The 17,820-nt window shown below is 40.6% G+C and carries 12 protein-coding genes; 6 read left to right on the top strand and 6 right to left on the bottom strand.

What is annotated here, in order from left to right; all coding sequences use genetic code 11:
- Positions 1–38: 38 nt before the first annotated feature.
- Together SJY38_RS14220 and SJY38_RS14215 are read left to right on the top strand one after the other, a co-directional pair.
- The gene (locus SJY38_RS14220) at positions 39–950 is read left to right on the top strand and encodes a DUF808 domain-containing protein (protein WP_273604174.1); all 912 of its coding nucleotides are present in this window, start codon (positions 39–41) and stop codon (positions 948–950) included.
- Positions 951–1,065: 115 nt separating this feature from the next.
- Positions 1,066–3,024: a S9 family peptidase gene (locus SJY38_RS14215; RefSeq protein WP_286744987.1), complete on the top strand. Its 1,959-nt coding sequence runs from the start codon at positions 1,066–1,068 to the stop codon at positions 3,022–3,024.
- Between the two features lie 49 nt (positions 3,025–3,073).
- On the opposite strand, the gene SJY38_RS14210 is transcribed toward SJY38_RS14215, so the two are convergent.
- The 3 genes from SJY38_RS14210 to SJY38_RS14200 all read right to left on the bottom strand — a co-directional run bounded on the left by SJY38_RS14210 (position 3,074) and on the right by SJY38_RS14200 (position 7,739).
- Entirely contained in the window at positions 3,074–4,015 is a 942-nt protein-coding gene (locus SJY38_RS14210) for a tetratricopeptide repeat protein (RefSeq protein ID WP_273587989.1), read from the bottom strand.
- Between the two features lie 93 nt (positions 4,016–4,108).
- The gene (locus SJY38_RS14205; RefSeq protein WP_286744982.1) at positions 4,109–5,509 is read right to left on the bottom strand and encodes a M20/M25/M40 family metallo-hydrolase; all 1,401 of its coding nucleotides are present in this window, start codon (positions 5,507–5,509) and stop codon (positions 4,109–4,111) included.
- Positions 5,510–5,660: 151 nt separating this feature from the next.
- Positions 5,661–7,739 (bottom strand): TonB-dependent siderophore receptor, encoded by a 2,079-nt coding sequence (locus SJY38_RS14200; protein WP_054983728.1) that lies wholly within the window; start codon positions 7,737–7,739, stop codon positions 5,661–5,663.
- A 206-nt stretch (positions 7,740–7,945) separates the two neighbouring features.
- Here SJY38_RS14200 and dbpA point away from each other — a divergent pair, with 206 nt between their 5' ends.
- On the top strand, positions 7,946–9,334 hold the full coding sequence (gene dbpA, locus SJY38_RS14195; RefSeq protein WP_055019977.1) for an ATP-dependent RNA helicase DbpA: 1,389 nt from the start codon (positions 7,946–7,948) through the stop codon (positions 9,332–9,334).
- Here dbpA and SJY38_RS14190 read toward each other — a convergent pair whose 3' ends face one another.
- Positions 9,335–9,898 (bottom strand): DNA-J related domain-containing protein, encoded by a 564-nt coding sequence (locus tag SJY38_RS14190; RefSeq protein WP_273589732.1) that lies wholly within the window; start codon positions 9,896–9,898, stop codon positions 9,335–9,337.
- A 75-nt stretch (positions 9,899–9,973) separates the two neighbouring features.
- On the opposite strand from SJY38_RS14190, the gene SJY38_RS14185 reads away from it, so the two are divergent.
- On the top strand, positions 9,974–12,787 hold the full coding sequence (locus SJY38_RS14185) for a tetratricopeptide repeat protein (protein ID WP_273587995.1): 2,814 nt from the start codon (positions 9,974–9,976) through the stop codon (positions 12,785–12,787).
- A gap of 221 nt (positions 12,788–13,008) precedes the next feature.
- On the opposite strand, the gene rho is transcribed toward SJY38_RS14185, so the two are convergent.
- Both rho and trxA read right to left on the bottom strand, forming a co-directional pair.
- Positions 13,009–14,268 (bottom strand): transcription termination factor Rho, encoded by a 1,260-nt coding sequence (gene rho, locus SJY38_RS14180; protein ID WP_004588958.1) that lies wholly within the window; start codon positions 14,266–14,268, stop codon positions 13,009–13,011.
- A gap of 182 nt (positions 14,269–14,450) precedes the next feature.
- Positions 14,451–14,777, bottom strand: coding sequence for a thioredoxin TrxA (gene trxA, locus SJY38_RS14175; protein ID WP_004588957.1), 327 nt, complete (start codon positions 14,775–14,777; stop codon positions 14,451–14,453).
- A 91-nt stretch (positions 14,778–14,868) separates the two neighbouring features.
- Here trxA and rhlB point away from each other — a divergent pair, with 91 nt between their 5' ends.
- Complete coding sequence (gene rhlB, locus SJY38_RS14170; protein ID WP_024032051.1) at positions 14,869–16,146, top strand: ATP-dependent RNA helicase RhlB; 1,278 nt, start codon at positions 14,869–14,871, stop codon at positions 16,144–16,146.
- A gap of 44 nt (positions 16,147–16,190) precedes the next feature.
- Positions 16,191–17,684: a guanosine-5'-triphosphate,3'-diphosphate diphosphatase gene (gene gppA, locus SJY38_RS14165; RefSeq protein WP_096040975.1), complete on the top strand. Its 1,494-nt coding sequence runs from the start codon at positions 16,191–16,193 to the stop codon at positions 17,682–17,684.
- The last annotated feature ends 136 nt before the right edge of the window (positions 17,685–17,820 follow it).

Here is a 17,820-nt window from a genome sequence, read left to right as displayed (position 1 = left end):
GCTATGTTGATAGCATTATTTTTTAGCTAGGAAGCAACATGGCAGGCATTAACCTTTTAACATTACTTGATGATATAACCACCTTACTTGATGACATTGCCACAATGAGTAAAGTCGCCACTAAAAAAACAGCCGGTGTACTTGGTGACGACTTAGCACTTAATGCTCAGCAAGTTACAGGGGTTACAGCCGACCGCGAATTACCTGTAGTTTGGGCTGTGGCAAAGGGCTCATTTTTAAATAAAGCCATTTTGGTGCCTGGTGCATTGCTCATAAGTGTATGGCTGCCTTGGTTAATAACCCCGCTGCTAATAATCGGTGGCTTATTTTTATGTTTTGAAGGCGCTGAGAAAGTATTTACTCGGTTTTTACCTCACCCCGAAAAAGAGGCTGATGAGTCGCAACAATTAGACCCAGCTGAGTATGAAAAGCAAAAAGTAAAAGGAGCCATACGCACCGACTTTATTCTCTCTGCCGAAATTATAGTGATCACCTTAGGAACGGTTGCAGGTGCCACACTTGTAAATCAGGCGCTTGTATTATGTGTTATAGCCGTATTAATGACCATAGGTGTATACGGCCTTGTAGCCGGTATTGTAAAGCTTGATGACGCGGGGTTGTACTTGCTTAATCAATCAAAGGTGTCGGCTAATAAATTTAAAGAGATGCTTGGTAAGGGGTTATTAGCTGCAGCACCAAGGCTTATGCAATTTTTAGCCTTTGCCGGCACGGTGGCCATGTTTTTAGTCGGTGGCGGCATTTTATCCCACGGTATTGAGCTACTACATCATTGGCAATTAGAAGTAATAGCCATAGGCAAGTCGTTATTAAATGGCACCGGCGAAACATTAGCCCCCCTTATATTTGACGGATTACTAGGAGTAGTAGCAGGGCTATGCATTGTTATTCTGCATTTAGTTTGGAGTAAGCTTACTAACCCTAAGCATTAGATTTATAACCCTATTAATTTACGCCTGTTTACATAAAGGGAAGAAGTATGGTGTATATTTTTGTTAAAAGTATGTAACATAAAAGCTCAATCAAAAATAAATAAAAGGAACTTTAATGAATAAGTTTTTGGCTTGTCTGTCTTTATTGCTGGCTAGTATTTTTAGCTCTCATACTACAGCAAGTAACGACTTGGTACCGATAGAAAGCTTTAGTAAAGATATAGAGTTTGCAGGTGTGAAAATTTCACCTGATGGAAAATACTTAGCTGTAATAACTCGCCCTGAAGGAAAAAATGTATTAATGGTGCTAAGCACTGATACATTTAAAGTAAGTCATGCAATTAGGTTTCCTAATGATGCCCAGGTTGGTAATTATTATTGGGTTAACAATGAAAGAATTGTACTGGCTAAAGAGTACATTAAAGGCTGGAAAGATCATCCCGAATTTCATGGTGAGCTTTTTGGTGTAAATGCTGATGGTAGCCAAGGCAAATACCTAGTGGGTTACCAAGGTGAAATGCAAACAGGAACCCGTATAAAAAAAGCGACACCCATACTAGGTACTTCTTATGTACTAGACCCGCTTATTCATGATAGGCGTAAAATGCTGATCCTGACCTACCCATGGAGCGCTTCAAATGAGCCGCATACAATAGTTTATGAAGTTGATATTTACAGTGGAAAGCGAAAAAGAGTCGCTCGCTCACCATCAAGAATGGCAGGCTTTTTAACAGATCATGATGGTAATGTGCGTGTTGCTGTTTCAAACGATGATTACATTAACCAAAAAATTTATACCCGTGAGAAGTCAGGTAGTGAATGGCAACAGCTTGATTTAGGAGAGTTAAAATACACTGATATTAGCCTCCATGCGTTTGATAGTACGGGGGCTTCTGTTTATGTTACAGCGTCAGAAAATGGCGAAGCAAAGGGGCTTTATAAACTAAATTTAGAGAGCAAAAAGTTTGAGCTTTTACATAAAGAACCACAGGTCTCTCCAAAAAAAGTGTGGGTAGATGAAGTTTCTAAAGAATTATTCGCAATTGAAAATGAGCTTGGCTATCCTGCCTATTCCTTTATAAATAATTCACATAAAAGTGAGCGCTTAAAGGCATTAATACAATCGCTTCAAGGGCAGCAAGTTCAGCTTGTTAGTAGTACTAAAGATGGTGAGAAGAGTATTATCTTTGCGTCAAGCGATACTAATCCTGGCAGTTACTACTTGTTCGATGCCAAAAAGAATAGCTTACGCTTTTTGTTTGCGACTAAAAGCTGGATCAAGCCAAGTGAAATGGCTATAACCAAACCTGTAAATTATAAAGCGCGAGATGGCTTAACAATATACGGATATTTAACCATCCCTAATAATACTGATGAGAAAAACTTACCTTTAGTTGTTATGCCTCACGGTGGGCCTCATGGACCGAGAGATTGGTGGGGCTATGAGAGCGAAGCTCAGCTATTAGCCAGTAGAGGCATTGCAGTACTCAAAGTTAACTTTAGAGGTTCTGGTGGCTTTGGCCGCAACTTTGAACATGCCGGACATAAAAAATGGGGTGCTGAAATACAATACGACATTATTGACGGTGTAAAATACTTAATAGAGCAAGGCACTGTAAATGAAGATAATATTTGTATAATGGGCGCAAGTTTTGGTGGCTATTCGGCACTACAAAGTGCAATTTTAGAACCTGATATGTTTCAGTGTGCTATTGGTGTCGTTGGGGTGTACGATTTACCGCTAATGTTTGAAGAAGGCGATATCTCTGAACGTGACAGTGGACAGCGCTATCTTAAAAGCGCGCTTGGTACTGATGAGGCACTGTTAAAGCGTTTTTCACCTAGCTACAACATAGACAAGCTTAAAGCGCCAGTTTTAATTGTACATGGTGGGCAGGATGAAAGAGCACCAATTGAGCAAGCTGAGTCTTTAGTTGCAGCGCTAAAAAAAGAAAACCATCCTTACATATACGAGTTACTTGAAGATGAAGGGCATGGCTTTTATAAAGCAGAGCACAGAACGCGCTACTACAAGCAGGTACTTAACTTTTTAGATGAGCATATGACTTTCTAATTATAAGTATGAACGAAGATTGAAAATGGCCAGTTAAACTGGCCATTTTTTATTTGCAGTTTGCTTTATCGCACATTTCCTCTAATTCTATTTTAGCTTTGCTATTACCTTGCGCTATTGCCTGCTCATACCAATGTTTTGCTGTTTGTACATTTTGAGTCACGCCTTGTCCATCTCGGTACATTTGCGCAAGATTGAGCTGCCCCCATTGCGAGCCGGCATTTGCGGCTAGAGTAAAACTCTCAAGCGCATCGCTATACTGTTCGTTTTTAAAATACGTAATGCCCTGTTGGTTATTTTTGTCGAGCTTTAAGCCTTTATATAGCGGTTTTGGTTTTGGCGGAAACATTACAAAACCACCATATAAACTGTTTGCTGAGGGGCGCAGTACATCGTAAATCACCCCGTCGCTGTAAAGTCTTTTTACTTCGCTACGAGGCAAAGTAATTTTGTCATCTGAGAAGTAACCTCTTTGTACTAATAAGCTGGTACGCATTGCAGTAGTAATGCCTTTGTTGCGCTTATAGCTGTAGTTACTTACTTGAAACGTAATAAACTGCTCGTCAAAACTTAAAACTTGCGCAACTTTTAAGTTGGTGAGTGTCCATGGCTCATGAGTAAATTTATCAGCGTGTACTAAATACGTATCGTAGGCTTTAGGGTTAGTTAAGTAGCTTTGCTTTTGCGCTTGCGCTGCAGCGTGTTGTTGGTAAAAAAATAGCCCCACCCATAACGCTAAAAATACCCCTATAAAGTATTTAGGTAGAGTGAAAATTTCAAACATCGGTAACTGCTTTAACTTTACAGGCGCATTATGGCCGCATTGATAGCATTCGTATTTATAGTTTAGTGCTAAAGGTAGAACCGGAATAACCGTAAAGCGTAAAAAACGACTTTGGTTTATTAGATGATAGGCGCGGCTATGGCAGTTAGGGCAGCACTGTGTTTGTGCAAAATGAGGAAACGACTGACTCGTATTGAAAAGCAACATGCCCGCACACTCCTTGTTTTATCTAATTTATATAAAGGTAAAACAAGGAGTGCGTTTATCAAAGCGACAAACTGTAAGTAAGTATGTCAGTTATTAGTTAGCCTGCGCTTTCGGTTGAATTGTTGTTTTGGCATCTGCTGCCATTAACGCAAATACAGCATAGGCAGCGGTATTTTGGCGCAGTTTAGCAGGCGTTACTTTATCGAGAGTGTCATCAGCTGTGTGATGGTAATCAAAGTAATCAGTGCCATCTTGGGCCAACTCAAATATAGGTGCCGACACCGCTTTTTTAAATGGGATTAAATCCGGCCCGCCGTTAGCCTGGTTTTTACCAATGTACTCAATGTTTAACGCAGCCAGCTCTTTTGCTATGGCACGCACTACTGGCAGAGAAGCCGCATTAACATTTGACTCAAAACCATATACTACATCGGCGCCAAAGTCCGACTCAGCAGCTGCAACTATATTGTGTAAGTCACTTTTGTGTTGTGCAAAGTAAGCTTTTGCACCCCAAAGTCCAAGCTCTTCTGCTGCAAACAGTACAACACGAATACTGCGCTTAGGGCGTTTAACATCGCTAATGTGTTTAGCCGCAGCCATTGTTAGCGCAACACCTGCACCATCATCTAATGCGCCAGTGCCTAAATCCCACGAGTCTAGGTGGCCGCCAATTAACACATATTGTTCTGGGTTTTCGGTGCCATTAAATTGGCCTATAACGTTATAGCTTGTGCCTTCTCCTAGGCTTTGTGTTTGTACATTTATATTAACCGTTACCTTTTTGTTTAAGGCCACTAAGCGCGCTATTTGATCCGCATCCGGGTTGGCAATAGTTACGTTAGGTATTTTTTTAACCCCTTCTTTATAGTAACTACCACCAGTGTGAGCAAAGCGATGGTGAGCTGTGCTCACTGAGCGCATCATGTAAGCAACCGCGCCTTTTTTTGCAGCTTCAATTGCGCCTGTGGCACGTGCTTTTACTGCGGGGCCGTATCCGTTGCCGTCTATGTCGCGGTTCATGCGGTAATTAATATAGGCAATTTTACCTTCTAAGCTATTTGCTGGTGCTGCAATTAGCTCATCCAATGTTTCAAACAACACAACCGGTGCACTAATGCCATCATCAGGTGTGCTTACACTGTTACCCAGCGCAGTTAAATGCAGAGGTTGCTCACTTGGGGTGAGTATTTTTCCGCTTTCGCTATAACGGCGCCATTTTGGAAATGTTGCTTCTTCAAGCCATACTTTATCAAAACCAAGTTCGTTAAATTTTGCTTTAGCCCATGCTACTGCTTTTTTATCGTTTTCAGTGCCGGGTAAGCGAGGGCCAACTTCTGTTGTGAGTGACTCGAGTAGCTCGTAGCTTAAATGGCTTTTAAGTGCAGCAGTGCGCACCTCATCAACCTGTTGTAATTGCGTTGTGGTGAATTCTGCATTGTTTGCGCTAACGCTGAGGCTGCTAGTCATTAGTAGCGCTGTAATAATTTTTTTCATATAGAGTAAGCCTTTTTATAATTAAGTGTATTAGAGCACTTTTTAAAGGCTTTAAAAAATAGATGAGATGAATGCAGTGGTGTTTTTAATAGGCAGTAAAAAGCCCGCACAATTATTATTGTGCGGGCTTTATAAGTATAAGTTTTATAACTTAAAAGCTAAATTGAGCTGCTAGGCGTACATTGGTGCCTTCGCCAATAGTTACATTACCATTACCGCCGCCACCTAAGTAATCAGTATCAAATAGATTTTCAACGTTAAGGCGAAGATTTATATCGGTGTTACTCATGTTAAACTTATAAGTTGCACCAACATCTATACGTGTATAGGCATCTTTGGTAATAGAATTATCGCTATCTGCAAAGCGTTCACCTTCATAAAAAGCACCGGCATTAAACGCAATGGTGTCGTTTAACTCATAGCGTGTCCAAAGTGATGCAGACCATTTAGGGGCATCGGTAGGTCGTTTACCTTGTAGATTTTCGTTCGCTCTTTCATAGTTAGCATCTAAATACATTGCAGATGCCATAACAAATAAACGGTCAGTTGCTGCACCTTGTGCTGCCATTTCAAAACCTTTATGACGCTGTTCACCAACTTGGTTTGTTTCAGTGGTAATTGAGCCGATAGGTGTTTCAAGTTGTTCTGTAACTAAGGTTCCATTTTTACTTATATCGAAAATAGCACCGCTAAGCATTAAACGCTCATCAAATAGCTGCCATTTAATACCAAGCTCTCTTTGTTCAGAGGTGACAGCATCTATTTTCATACCAAAGTTGATATCTTCTTCGTTAGTAATGGTTTCGTTTTGTGGCTCAAAACCTTCTGTATAACTGGCATAAATAGTTGCAGATGCATTCGGGTGATAAAGTACGCCGAATTTAGGCAAAAACGACTCGTTATTTTGTCCTTCACGTGTTTGCTTATCAAAGCGACCGCCAACAGACACTTGCCATTGTGGTGAAAAAGTAATTAAATCTTGGGCGTATACACCGTAGTAGTCATATTCAGTTTCGCTTTTAGTGAGATCAGTTTTATAGCTGACATCTGGGCGGGCAGGTTCATTTTGGCCTGCTGTAAAACTAAATGAATCAGCAGATGTGCGTAGTTGACCATAATAGTAGTCAAGCGAGTTCGCACCGATTAGAAATTGGTGTTGTATGCCAGCCGTTTCAAATTCACCAATAAAATCAATAAATGCAGTGGTGAATTGCCAATCATCAAAACGATCGTATGGGTTCGAAGTGTATGTATTCGTTTGTGAGATGTAAGAATTTCGACTAGGAGATGACTCAAAACGCTGGCGCTCAAATGTTTGCTCGTTGTAACCAAGCTTAACTTGCCAGTGATCGTTTAAGTACACTTCAAAATCTACGCCTAAGTTTTCTACCGTTATGTCGGTAAATGCCCAAGACATATCGCGAATGGTTTTGTCATCGCCAATCACATTAGCGTTGTCATCTATCCATGCACCTGTATCAAGGCCTGCTTCATCGTCTGTGCGGTCGTAATGCACGCGTACTAATGCGTTATCGCTTAAATCGTAATCAACAATTACAGCGCCTAAAAAGCGGTCGCGTTCACGGTTTTCGCCGTTTTGGTATTCGCGCCAGTAATCAACATCTTGTTTTACTAAAATACCGCGTGCACGTAAATCTTCAGCGTCGGTAAGTGCACCAGCCGCGTCTAGCATGAAGCGGGTAGAGCCATGTTGGTCTACATCTGCACTGGCGTTAAATAATGTGGTTGCTGTAGGCTTTTTTGTCACCATGTTTATCAAGCCACCTGGACCTGATTGTCCGTATAAAATACTTGATGGGCCTTTAATAACTTCTACTTGTTGTAGAATTTCAATCGGTTGCTGGTAGTGAGACCAATGTTGGTGCCCATCACGTAAGTAGCCTGTTGAAGAGCTAAGCTCAAAGCCACGTAAGTTAAATACTTCACGGTTACGTTGTTGAGAGCCGGCAGTTAAACTTGCATCGTTAGTAAGCACTTCGCCAAGAGTGGTTGCTAATTGCTCGCTAATTATTGTATCGCTAATAACAGTGACTGATTGCGCTGTTTCTAACAATGACGCTGATGTTCTCATTGCTCCGTTGGCGTTGTCGACTTTGTAGTCGTTGAAATAGCTGCCTTTAACTTCAATTCGCTCTAGGTCAGTAGGGGCGGCAAAGGCGCTTGTGCTAATGGCACCAACAAGTGCTACGTACAGTGAGTTTAGTTTCATCAATTACATCCAGTGTTAGGGTGTTAAAATTTTTGGAGATCTTAATGAAAACTAGTATCATTTGCAACTTTTTTATTAACAAGGATTAACGCATCGTAAAATAATGGTCATCGGGTATTAATGGTTGCCTTATCTGAATTCTGCTATTATACAGCTCATATTTTGGGGCTAAGCCCTGTGTTGTTTTTATTATTTTGGAATTAATTGTGACTTCTACTGCATTTTCATCTTTGGCTTTACCTGCTGGTTTAGTTGATAATTTATCAACACTTGGCTACTCGCAAATGACGCCTGTACAAGCGCAAAGCTTACCGCCAGTTTTGGCAGGTAAAGATATAATTGCGCAAGCAAAAACCGGTTCAGGTAAAACAGCTGCTTTTAGTTTAGGTGTGTTAGCTAAATTAAATGTAAAACGTTTTCGTATTCAATCGCTTGTACTTTGTCCAACGCGCGAACTGGCCGAGCAAGTGGCGGTAGAAATGCGCAAACTTGCCCGCGGTATTCACAATATTAAAATTTTAACCTTGTGTGGCGGGGTTTCTATTGGCCCACAAATAGGCTCGCTTGAGCATGGCGCGCACATTATTGTGGGTACTCCTGGGCGAGTGGACGATCATATTCGTAAAGGCACACTACGTTTAGACGATGTTGAAACGCTGGTACTTGATGAGGCAGATCAAATGCTCGATATGGGTTTTCAAGATACCCTTGATGCCATTATTGAGCGCATACCGCAAAATCGTCAAACGTTGTTATTTAGTGCAACCTTTCCGCGTGCAATTGAAGCTATTGCAAAGCGCGTATTAAAAAATCCAGAGATGATAAAAGTAGAAGAAGAGCAAGAAAAAAGCACAATAAAGCAATACTTTTACAAAATGGATAACAACAAACAGCGTTACTCAACGCTTAAATTATTACTGCTTAAATTTACACCACAAAGCTGTGTTGTTTTTTGTAATACCAAGGTAGAAACACAACAAGTTTGTGATGATTTAGCAAGTGAAGGCTTTAGCGCAGTGGCGTTGCACGGTGATTTAGAGCAGCGTGATCGCGAGCGTACGTTAATTCATTTTGCTAATAAGAGCGCCTCAATATTAGTTGCTACCGATGTTGCCGCGCGTGGCTTAGATATTGACGACATGGATATGGTAATAAATTACCACTTAGCACACGACCCACAAACCCATGTACACCGTGTAGGGCGCACAGGCCGAGCGGGTAAAAAAGGCATTGCATGCTCTATTTACGGTGAGGCTGAGCAGTTTAAAGTGGCGCAAATAGGCGACCATTACGAACGAGACTTTTTGCCAGAGCCAATGCCTGCTTTTAGTTTATTAGAAAAGCCGCCTTACAAGCCTGAAATGGTTACCCTAATGATCGACTCGGGCAAAAAGCAAAAAGTGCGCGCTGGTGATATTTTAGGTGCACTTACTGGCAAAGATGGTGTTGCAGGACGCCAAGTAGGTAAAATAAATGTACTCGATAACGTTGCCTTTGTAGCCGTTGAGCGCAATGCATCAAAACCTGCGCTACGTAAATTAACCGAGGGCAATATTAAAGGACGTAAAATTCGTGCCCGTCGCCTTACCCGTTAATTACCTGTTTTGAGCAGCTAGCTTTAGCTGCTCATACTCGGCTCTTATTTGTCTAAATTTACATGCACTCCCAGTTTGCTTATCGGGATGATGTTTTAATGCCAATTGCCGCCAGCGCTTTTGTAGCATAGCCAGGCTAAAGTTTGGCGGTAGTTGCCAAGCCTTAAGTAATGGCTCAATTTGCCCAACTGGTTGCTTTATTAGTGGGTTAAATTGCTGCCAAAAACTATCTAATAATGCCTCTATGTCTTTGGCACTGGTGTCGTAGTTTTCCCAGTTTAAATAGTAACCTTTTAAATGGGATTGTGTTGCTACATTGCTACTTGGCTCTGTAAGTTCAATATGTAATGACGATATAATTAAGTGCTTGGGTAATAGCTGTGTTTGCAGCTCAAATAAAGCATTCATAATTAAAAAATTCTTTTTAAATAAATTTTGCTCAGGGTTTGCATCTAAAGGTGGTAACACCCCTTGTTGAGCGAGCGTTGCAGCTAAGGTATGAACTTTCCAAACACGCTGAGTTAAAAGTAGCTCAAAAATCTCATCAATCAGGGGGTTAAGCATTGTTTGCACTCGTTTTGTTGTGTATCTTCAATAAAGATTACACTGACTAAAGCTAAAGTTTGAAGGAATAATATTATGCAAGGCAAATTGAAGTGCCTTTTATTTGTTTTATGTTGTGTGTTCATACTGCCAAGCTTTGCTCAAAATAGTGTATCTTTATTTGATGAATTTAAAAAAGAGCAGCAGTGGGACGTAAAACTCACGCTCGGTAATGCACTGCTTGAAGCAAAAAATATTACAGAATCCCAAAAGGTCAGTGTGTATTCTGAACTTGCCGATTTAGCCTTCTCCTCAGATGATTTTGAAAATGCCCTGCTGTATTTTAAAAAATTAGAACAGCACACTTCCTTAAACTACCTACCAGATATGCACTTTAGAGCCATTAAAATGCAAGGCGTTGTGTTTTATTTTCAGGGATATTTTCAGCAAGCTATTGTTGAATATAGCCGCGCCATGGTGATTGTTGAAAAAAACAATAAGCAAGTAGAGCTTGCAAACCTGCTAAGTAATATTGGTTTAGCGTACTTTGAAATGAATAATATGGAGCTAACGCTCGAATATTATTTAAAAGCAAAAGAGATTTATGAGAAAAAGGGCAGTGCTCAAGACCAAGCTGATATTTTGCTAAATATCGCAGGGGTGTACATAAGGTTATCGCGTTACGAAAGCGCCATTTTATTTTATAAAGAAGTACTTAAAGTTTATCAAAAATTAGCTGATACCAGCGGCATAGCGCAAGTTAACAATAATTTAGGGGTTGCTTACTACGAAAGTTCGCAATTTGATTTAGCGCTGCATTATTACCAAATGGCACTGCGCTATTATATTTCTACCAATGATTATAATAAGTTATCTACCCAATATACTAATTTAGCAAACATCAATTTAATTCTTAATAACGTGGATGTTGCCTACGAGCAAGCTAAATTGGGGGTGCAAAATGCCCTTAAAATTGCCAATCACAGTTTAGAGCTTAACGCCTTACATGCACTGGCTAAAATACAATTTGTGAGAGGCGAGCTTGCTGATTCGCAAAAAAGCTTAGATAAAGCAACCGATTTGGCCACACAATATAATAGTGTGCGTATAAAGCGCGATGCTTTTGGTACACGCTCGCTCCTAGAGGCAAGCAAAGGCAACTACGCTGAGGCATTAACTCTGCACGAAAAGTTTGTAGCAGAGCAGCGCGGTATAAATAGCGAAACAATTACCAGCGCCTTAGCTGTATTACAAAATCAATTTAAAGCTACTCAGTTAAATCAAGAAATTCAAAAGCTGAAGCAAGAACGAAAAGTACAAAAGTTAAAAATGAGCCAACGTTCGCAGCTTACGGTTTTTATTTTTGTTTTATTATTTTTAGTAATTGTAACGGGCACCGCGCTTTATCGTCGGGGCGCCGAAAAGCGTGCTAAGCAGTTATTAAAAGAACAAGTCGCGCAGCGTACAGCAGAGCTACAAGCTATTGCCCAAGAGCTACGAGAAGCAAATGATGTTAAAAGCCAGTTTTTGGCAAATATTAGCCATGAAATTAGAACCCCGCTCACCGCTATTTTAGGCCAAACAGATGATTTAATTAATGGTTTGTACGAGCCTGAAAACCTACAAGACGAATTAAAAATAATTCAACGACATAGCGATCACTTAAAAAGTTTAATTAATGACGTACTTGATTTAAGTAAAATAGAAGCAAACAGATTAGAGCTTAATATTTCGTGCTTTGACATAGTGCAGCTAGTTAGCGATGTGCATGCCATGTTTATTACGCAGGCTAAGGCGAAGCATTTACAAATTCGTTTTGATAACCATGTAGGCAATGCGTTTTATACCAAGCTTGATTTAATGCGGGTGAAGCAAATACTCATTAATTTATGTGCTAATGCTGTTAAGTTTACTCAGGCGGGGCAGGTTGTTGTGTCTTTAAACAAAACCGAGCAAGGGCTTGTTTTTATAGTTAAAGACACCGGTATTGGCATGAATTCATCACAGCTAAAACAAATATTTGAATGCTTTAGCCAAGCCGATAACAGTATTAGCCGCCGCTTTGGTGGCACCGGATTAGGGCTTAGTTTGTCTCAACAGCTAGCCTCTATGATGGGCGGCTATATTAGCGTACAAAGTGAGTTTAAGCGCGGAAGTCAGTTTTCGCTGTTTTTACCCTGTGTAGAGGTCGAAAAAGAGCTAGATGAGTACGAACATGTAAGCGCCGCTGAACAGGTTAAGCAGTTAACCGGGCGCGTAGTACTGGCTGAGGATCATCCCGACAATCGCAGACTCATAAGTCGTTATTTACGTTCTATGGGGCTTGAAGTTATTGCGGTAGAAAATGGCGAGCAAGCGGTTGAGAAGTGCCTACAAATATACCCAGACCTCGTGCTGCTTGATATACAAATGCCTATTATGGACGGGCGCGCTGCGTTTTCGTTGTTGCAACAGTGCGGCTTTCAAGCGCCTATTTTTGCTTTAACGGCCAATGCAATGAGCCATGAAGTTGATGATTATCTTGCCCTAGGGTTTACAGGGTATTTAGGTAAGCCATTAGATAAAAACGCGTTTTATAACACCCTTTCCCAGCATTTAGGTGAAGCAAAACAAGAGGCAGCCTATACAGCTAAGATAGACATGAGCGACTTAGTAACAAGTTTTAAGCAAAGCTTCACGTTTGAAAGCGAAACCATAAGTCAGCACCATAATAGTAATGACCTAGAGGCACTACAAAAAGACAGCCATCGTATTTTAGGTGCTGCGCAAATGTTTGCGTTAGACGATATTGCCAAAGCCGCTAAAAATCTCGATATGGCTTTACTCAATAAACAAAGCCAAAGTAAAGAACACATTCAAAAGCTTGTAGATGAATTACAGCGTGTACTTAAAAAATATAACGAGAGTTAATGATACCAATCGTGTTAGGTTATTAGGCATTTATAGCGACAGATAAATAAAGTGGTAATAAGGCATGAATTTTGACACGTAGTTGCTCTACATAATAAATTTATAACGCCATTAACGCTTTATTTAGTATGCTAGAAAGGCTAAATATCTAAGCCGATTGGTATTTCGTTTAAACATAAAAAAAGCGCCCTAGGCGCTTTTTTTATGTAACGAAAACGCGCTTATTGGCGTTTCATCGAATCGAAGAATTCATCGTTCGTTTTGCTCATAGAAAGCTTATCAATTAAGAATTCCATTGCATCAATCTCTGACATTTCATGAACAATCTTACGTAAAATCCACAGCTTTTGTAGCTCATCTGGCTTAGTAAGTAGTTCTTCACGACGCGTACCAGAGCGGTTAAAGTCGATGGCAGGGAATACACGCTTTTCAGCAATCTTACGATTTAAGTGTAGTTCCATGTTACCGGTACCTTTAAACTCTTCGTAGATAACTTCATCCATTTTAGAGCCAGTGTCGATAAGAGCTGTAGCTATAATCGTTAAGCTACCGCCTTCTTCAACATTACGTGCAGCACCAAAGAAGCGCTTAGGCTTGTGCAGTGCGTTAGCATCAACACCACCGGTAAGTACTTTACCTGATGAAGGAATAACGGTGTTGTAAGCACGCGCTAAACGGGTGATTGAATCAAGCAAGATAACCACATCTTTTTTGTGCTCAACTAAACGTTTTGCTTTTTCAATAACCATTTCTGCAACTTGTACGTGGCGAGAAGCTGGCTCATCAAACGTTGATGCAATAACTTCACCTTTAACGAGGCGTTGCATCTCGGTTACTTCCTCCGGACGCTCATCAATAAGTAAAACCATTAATGTAACATCTGGGTGATTGTGAGTAATTGATTGTGCAATGTTTTGCAGTAGCATTGTTTTACCCGCTTTAGGCGGTGCTACTAACAAACCACGTTGGCCACGGCCAATTGGAGATGCTAAATCAAGTACACGAGCGGTAATGTCTTCTTTACTGCCGTTACCGCGTTCCATACGAAAACGTTCGTTTGCATGTAGTGGGGTAAGGTTTTCAAAAAGAATTTTAGTGCGAGAGTTTTCAGGTTTATCGAAGTTAACTTCATTTACTTTTAATAAAGCAAAGTAGCGTTCGCCATCTTTAGGTGGACGAATAAGCCCTGAAATAGAATCGCCAGTACGCATGCTGAAACGGCGAATTTGGCTTGGAGATACATAAATATCATCTGGGCCAGCTAAGTAAGATGCTTCTGATGATCTTAAAAAACCAAAACCATCTTGTAAAATCTCTAGTACACCGCCACCGAAGATGTTCTCTCCGCCTTTGGCGTGTGCTTTAAGAATGGCAAAAATGATATCTTGCTTTCTTAAGCGGGCTACGTTTTCGAGCCCCATGGACTCAGCTAAGTTTACAAGTTCTTTTATAGACTTGTCTTTTAATTCGCGTAAATGCATATTGGTGGGTTCTTTATTACAATTGTCATACTCAAAATCGCTTTGATAGTTGAGTGAGGTTTGTTGAATATAACTAAGGATTAGTTGGCTTTATAAACTAGCAGTTCACTGGCATAGCGTCCAGTCTTTATACAAAATAAACACAAAAAAAGGGCAAAAACGCCCTTTTTTTTAATTTTTACTTAGATATTGTTTTCTAAGAACTCAATAAGTTGAGTTTTAGAAAGCGCACCAACTTTCGTTGCAGCTACTTGGCCGTCTTTAAAAAGAAGCAGAGTAGGAATACCACGAATACCAAATTTAGGCGGTGTACCCGCGTTTTGGTCAATGTTTAATTTAGCAACTGTTACACGGCTTTCGTATTCATCAGCTACTTCATTAAGGATAGGGGCGATCATTTTACAAGGTCCGCACCACTCAGCCCAAAAATCTACTAGTACAGGCTTGTCTGATTGTAATACGTCAGCTTCAAAGCTATCGTCAGTAATTTGGATTATTTTCTCGCTCATTGCGCTCTCCGATTTAGTTAGGCGAAATATTTAGTGCGTATTTAAACACTCTTGTTTCTTATTGCAAGTTTAAACGTTATGCTTAAACGCTATGACTAAGACACATTTGACCGATAAAAAGTTTTCAGACTTTGCTATCGCACCGGAAGTGGTTGCCGGTTTAACCGAAAGTGGGTTTGAATATTGCACACCCATTCAAGCAAAATGCCTACCTTTTATTTGTGACGGACGCGATATCGCGGGCCAAGCACAAACAGGTACGGGCAAAACGTTGGCGTTTTTAACAGCCACGTGCCATCGGTTATTACAATCTAGCAAAGCACCTAGTAAACATCCAAGAGCCCTGATCATGGCCCCGACTCGGGAGCTTGCGATTCAGATACACAAAGATGCTAAAATTTTAGCGCCGCACTGTAATCTTAACTTAGGTTTAGTATATGGTGGCGAAGATTACGAAAAACAACGTGCGCAATTAGAAAAAGGCGTTGATATTTTAATTGGTACTACAGGTCGCCTAATCGATTTGTACAAGCAAGGCTGTTACACCCTTAATGAAATTGAGGTAGTTGTGCTTGATGAAGCCGATCGTATGTTCGATTTAGGCTTTATAAAAGACATTCGTTACATGTTCCGCCGTATGCCAGATACAGCAGATAGATTAAACCTATTATTTTCTGCCACGCTTTCTTATCGCGTGCAAGAACTTGCCTTTGAACATATGACCAACCCTGAGCACGTTCAAATCGAGCCAGACGTTAAAACAGGTAAGCGAATTAAAGAAGAGCTATTTCATCCTTCTCAAGAAGATAAAATTAAGCTGCTATTAACTTTAATTGAGGAAGAATGGCCAGAGAAAGCCATTGTGTTTGCCAATACAAAGCACAGCTGTGAAACAGTGTATGCCTGGTTAAAAGCCGATGGCCACCGAGTAGGTATGCTCACTGGCGATGTAAACCAGAAAAAACGCCAATCTATATTAGCGCAATTCACCAAAGGCGAATTAGACTTTTTAGTGGCAACCGATGTGGCAGCACGTGGGCTACATATCCCTGAGGTAAGTCATGTATTTAACTTTGACCTCCCAGATGATTGTGAAGATTACGTTCACCGTATAGGCCGTACAGGTCGTGCGGGCGCATCAGGTCATGCAATTAGCTTTGCATGTGAGCAGTACGCTTATAACCTGCATGAAATAGAAGAGTATATAGAGCACAGCATTCCTTTATCACATTATGATAAAACCGCATTGCTAGATGATTTAACAAAGCCTACTATTCAAAGAAAGCGCAACTATTCTACAGGCCCACGTAATCGTAGTAATAATAACGGACGTCGCCCAAATAATAGTTACCAAAAAGGACGGTCGTAACTCGGCCGTTACTGTACGTAGTAGTAACTAGAGGTTTTTGAACGGTGGGGCAATTTAAACCGCAAAAAAATGTGTATGCAGTCATTGATTTAGGCTCAAATAGCTTTCATATGCTAATTGCTAAATCAATTGCTGGCGGCCTACAAACTATAGGCCGCGTTAAACGCAAAGTAAGATTAGCCGCAGGGCTTGATAAAGATAACGTATTAAGCACTGAGGCAATGCAGCGAGGCTGGGAGTGCCTTGCACTTTTTGCTGAGCGCCTACAAGACATTCCAAAACAAAATATAACCATAGTAGCAACGGCCACATTACGTCTTGCGACGAATGCCGATGTTTTCAAAGCACAAGCCGAAAAAATCTTAGGCCATACTATTAATGTAATAAGTGGTGAGCTAGAAGCACGCACTATTTATAAAGGCGTAGCACACACTTCATCATGCACTGGCAAGCAGCTAGTTATTGATATTGGTGGTGCAAGTACCGAAGTCGTTATAGGTAAGGGCTTTGAGGCACTGCACTATAAAAGCTTAAATATGGGGTGCGTTACTTATTTAGAGCGCTATTTTAAAGATTGCCAATTAAGTGAAGCAAACTTTAACGCTGCCATCAAAGCTGCCCACGAAGTCATTGATGAAATTGCCCCTGAGTATAAACAAGCAGGTTGGCAAATTGCATCGGGTGCTTCTGGCACGGTGCAAGCCATTCAAGAAATAATGGTTGCGCAACACTTAGATGAACTACTCACCCTAGAAAAGCTAAATAAAATAAAAGAGCAATCAATAACGTTTAGCACTATCGCTGCACTAGACTTACCTGGTCTAAGCGAAGAGCGCAGATTAGTTTTTGTATCTGGTCTAGCTATCTTAATTGCGCTATTTGAATCGCTTGAAATTGAAAAAATGGGATTAGCTGGCGGTGCACTACGCGAAGGTGTGCTTTACAGTATGGTGCCCGAGCTTCATAACAACGACATTCGTAAACGCACTGTTGATGGGTTTATGGACCGTTACCATGTTGATCAAAAGCAAGCTAATCGGGTATCGAGCTTAGTTATTCAACTGGCAGAACAAGTAGGTGAAAGCTGGCCGCTTGTTAGTGAAAATGCGTTGCCGCTTTTAAAAGCGGCAGCACAACTACACGAAATTGGTTTATTAATAGAGTACAAGCAATATCACAAGCACACAGCCTACATTATAGAAAACACCGATATGCCAGGTTTTTCACAATCTGAACATAAAGTGATTGCAGCTGTTGCCAATGCACATCGCTCCGATATTCAAAAAGGCAGCTTCGACGTTCTAGGTGCACATAGTACACTTACCCAATACTTAGTTAGGTTATTAAGAATTGCCGTAATATTATCGATGCGCCGACAAGACGACGTACTTCCTAAAATTGAGTTATCTGTAGAAAAAGACACCTTAGACTTAAAGTTTGCCAATAACTGGTTAAAAGAACACCCTCTTATGGCTAGTGAGCTACAACAAGAGTCTAAATTGCAAAGTAAACTCGGTTGGAAACTCATCGTAAACTAATATAAAAGGCCCGTAAGGGCCTTTTTAGTGTTTAAAGTAACCACTTTGCTTCAATTTCACGCGAACAGTCATTTATTTCAAGTTTTCTTCAAAAAAGGGTTGATCTGTTTTCGGATCTCCCTATAATGCGACCCCA

Origin of the sequence: Pseudoalteromonas sp. R86517, from assembly GCF_042466295.1 — a bacterium.
GTDB classification, from domain to species: domain Bacteria; phylum Pseudomonadota; class Gammaproteobacteria; order Enterobacterales; family Alteromonadaceae; genus Pseudoalteromonas; species Pseudoalteromonas atlantica.
The sequence above is the reverse complement of the archived record's forward strand: the minus strand, read 5'-3'. Positions and strand labels throughout refer to the sequence as shown.

Coding starts and splice junctions, on each gene's coding strand:
- SJY38_RS14215 (WP_286744987.1), top strand. CDS start 1,066: ATGAATAAGTTTTTGGCTTGTCTGTCTTTATTGCTGGCTAGTATTTTT.
- SJY38_RS14185 (WP_273587995.1), top strand. CDS start 9,974: ATGCAAGGCAAATTGAAGTGCCTTTTATTTGTTTTATGTTGTGTGTTC.
- rhlB (WP_024032051.1), top strand. CDS start 14,869: ATGACTAAGACACATTTGACCGATAAAAAGTTTTCAGACTTTGCTATC.
- rho (WP_004588958.1), bottom strand. CDS start 14,268: ATGCATTTACGCGAATTAAAAGACAAGTCTATAAAAGAACTTGTAAAC.
- SJY38_RS14190 (WP_273589732.1), bottom strand. CDS start 9,898: ATGCTTAACCCCCTGATTGATGAGATTTTTGAGCTACTTTTAACTCAG.
- SJY38_RS14205 (WP_286744982.1), bottom strand. CDS start 5,509: ATGAAAAAAATTATTACAGCGCTACTAATGACTAGCAGCCTCAGCGTT.
- SJY38_RS14210 (WP_273587989.1), bottom strand. CDS start 4,015: ATGTTGCTTTTCAATACGAGTCAGTCGTTTCCTCATTTTGCACAAACA.
- SJY38_RS14200 (WP_054983728.1), bottom strand. CDS start 7,739: ATGAAACTAAACTCACTGTACGTAGCACTTGTTGGTGCCATTAGCACA.
- trxA (WP_004588957.1), bottom strand. CDS start 14,777: ATGAGCGAGAAAATAATCCAAATTACTGACGATAGCTTTGAAGCTGAC.
- SJY38_RS14220 (WP_273604174.1), top strand. CDS start 39: ATGGCAGGCATTAACCTTTTAACATTACTTGATGATATAACCACCTTA.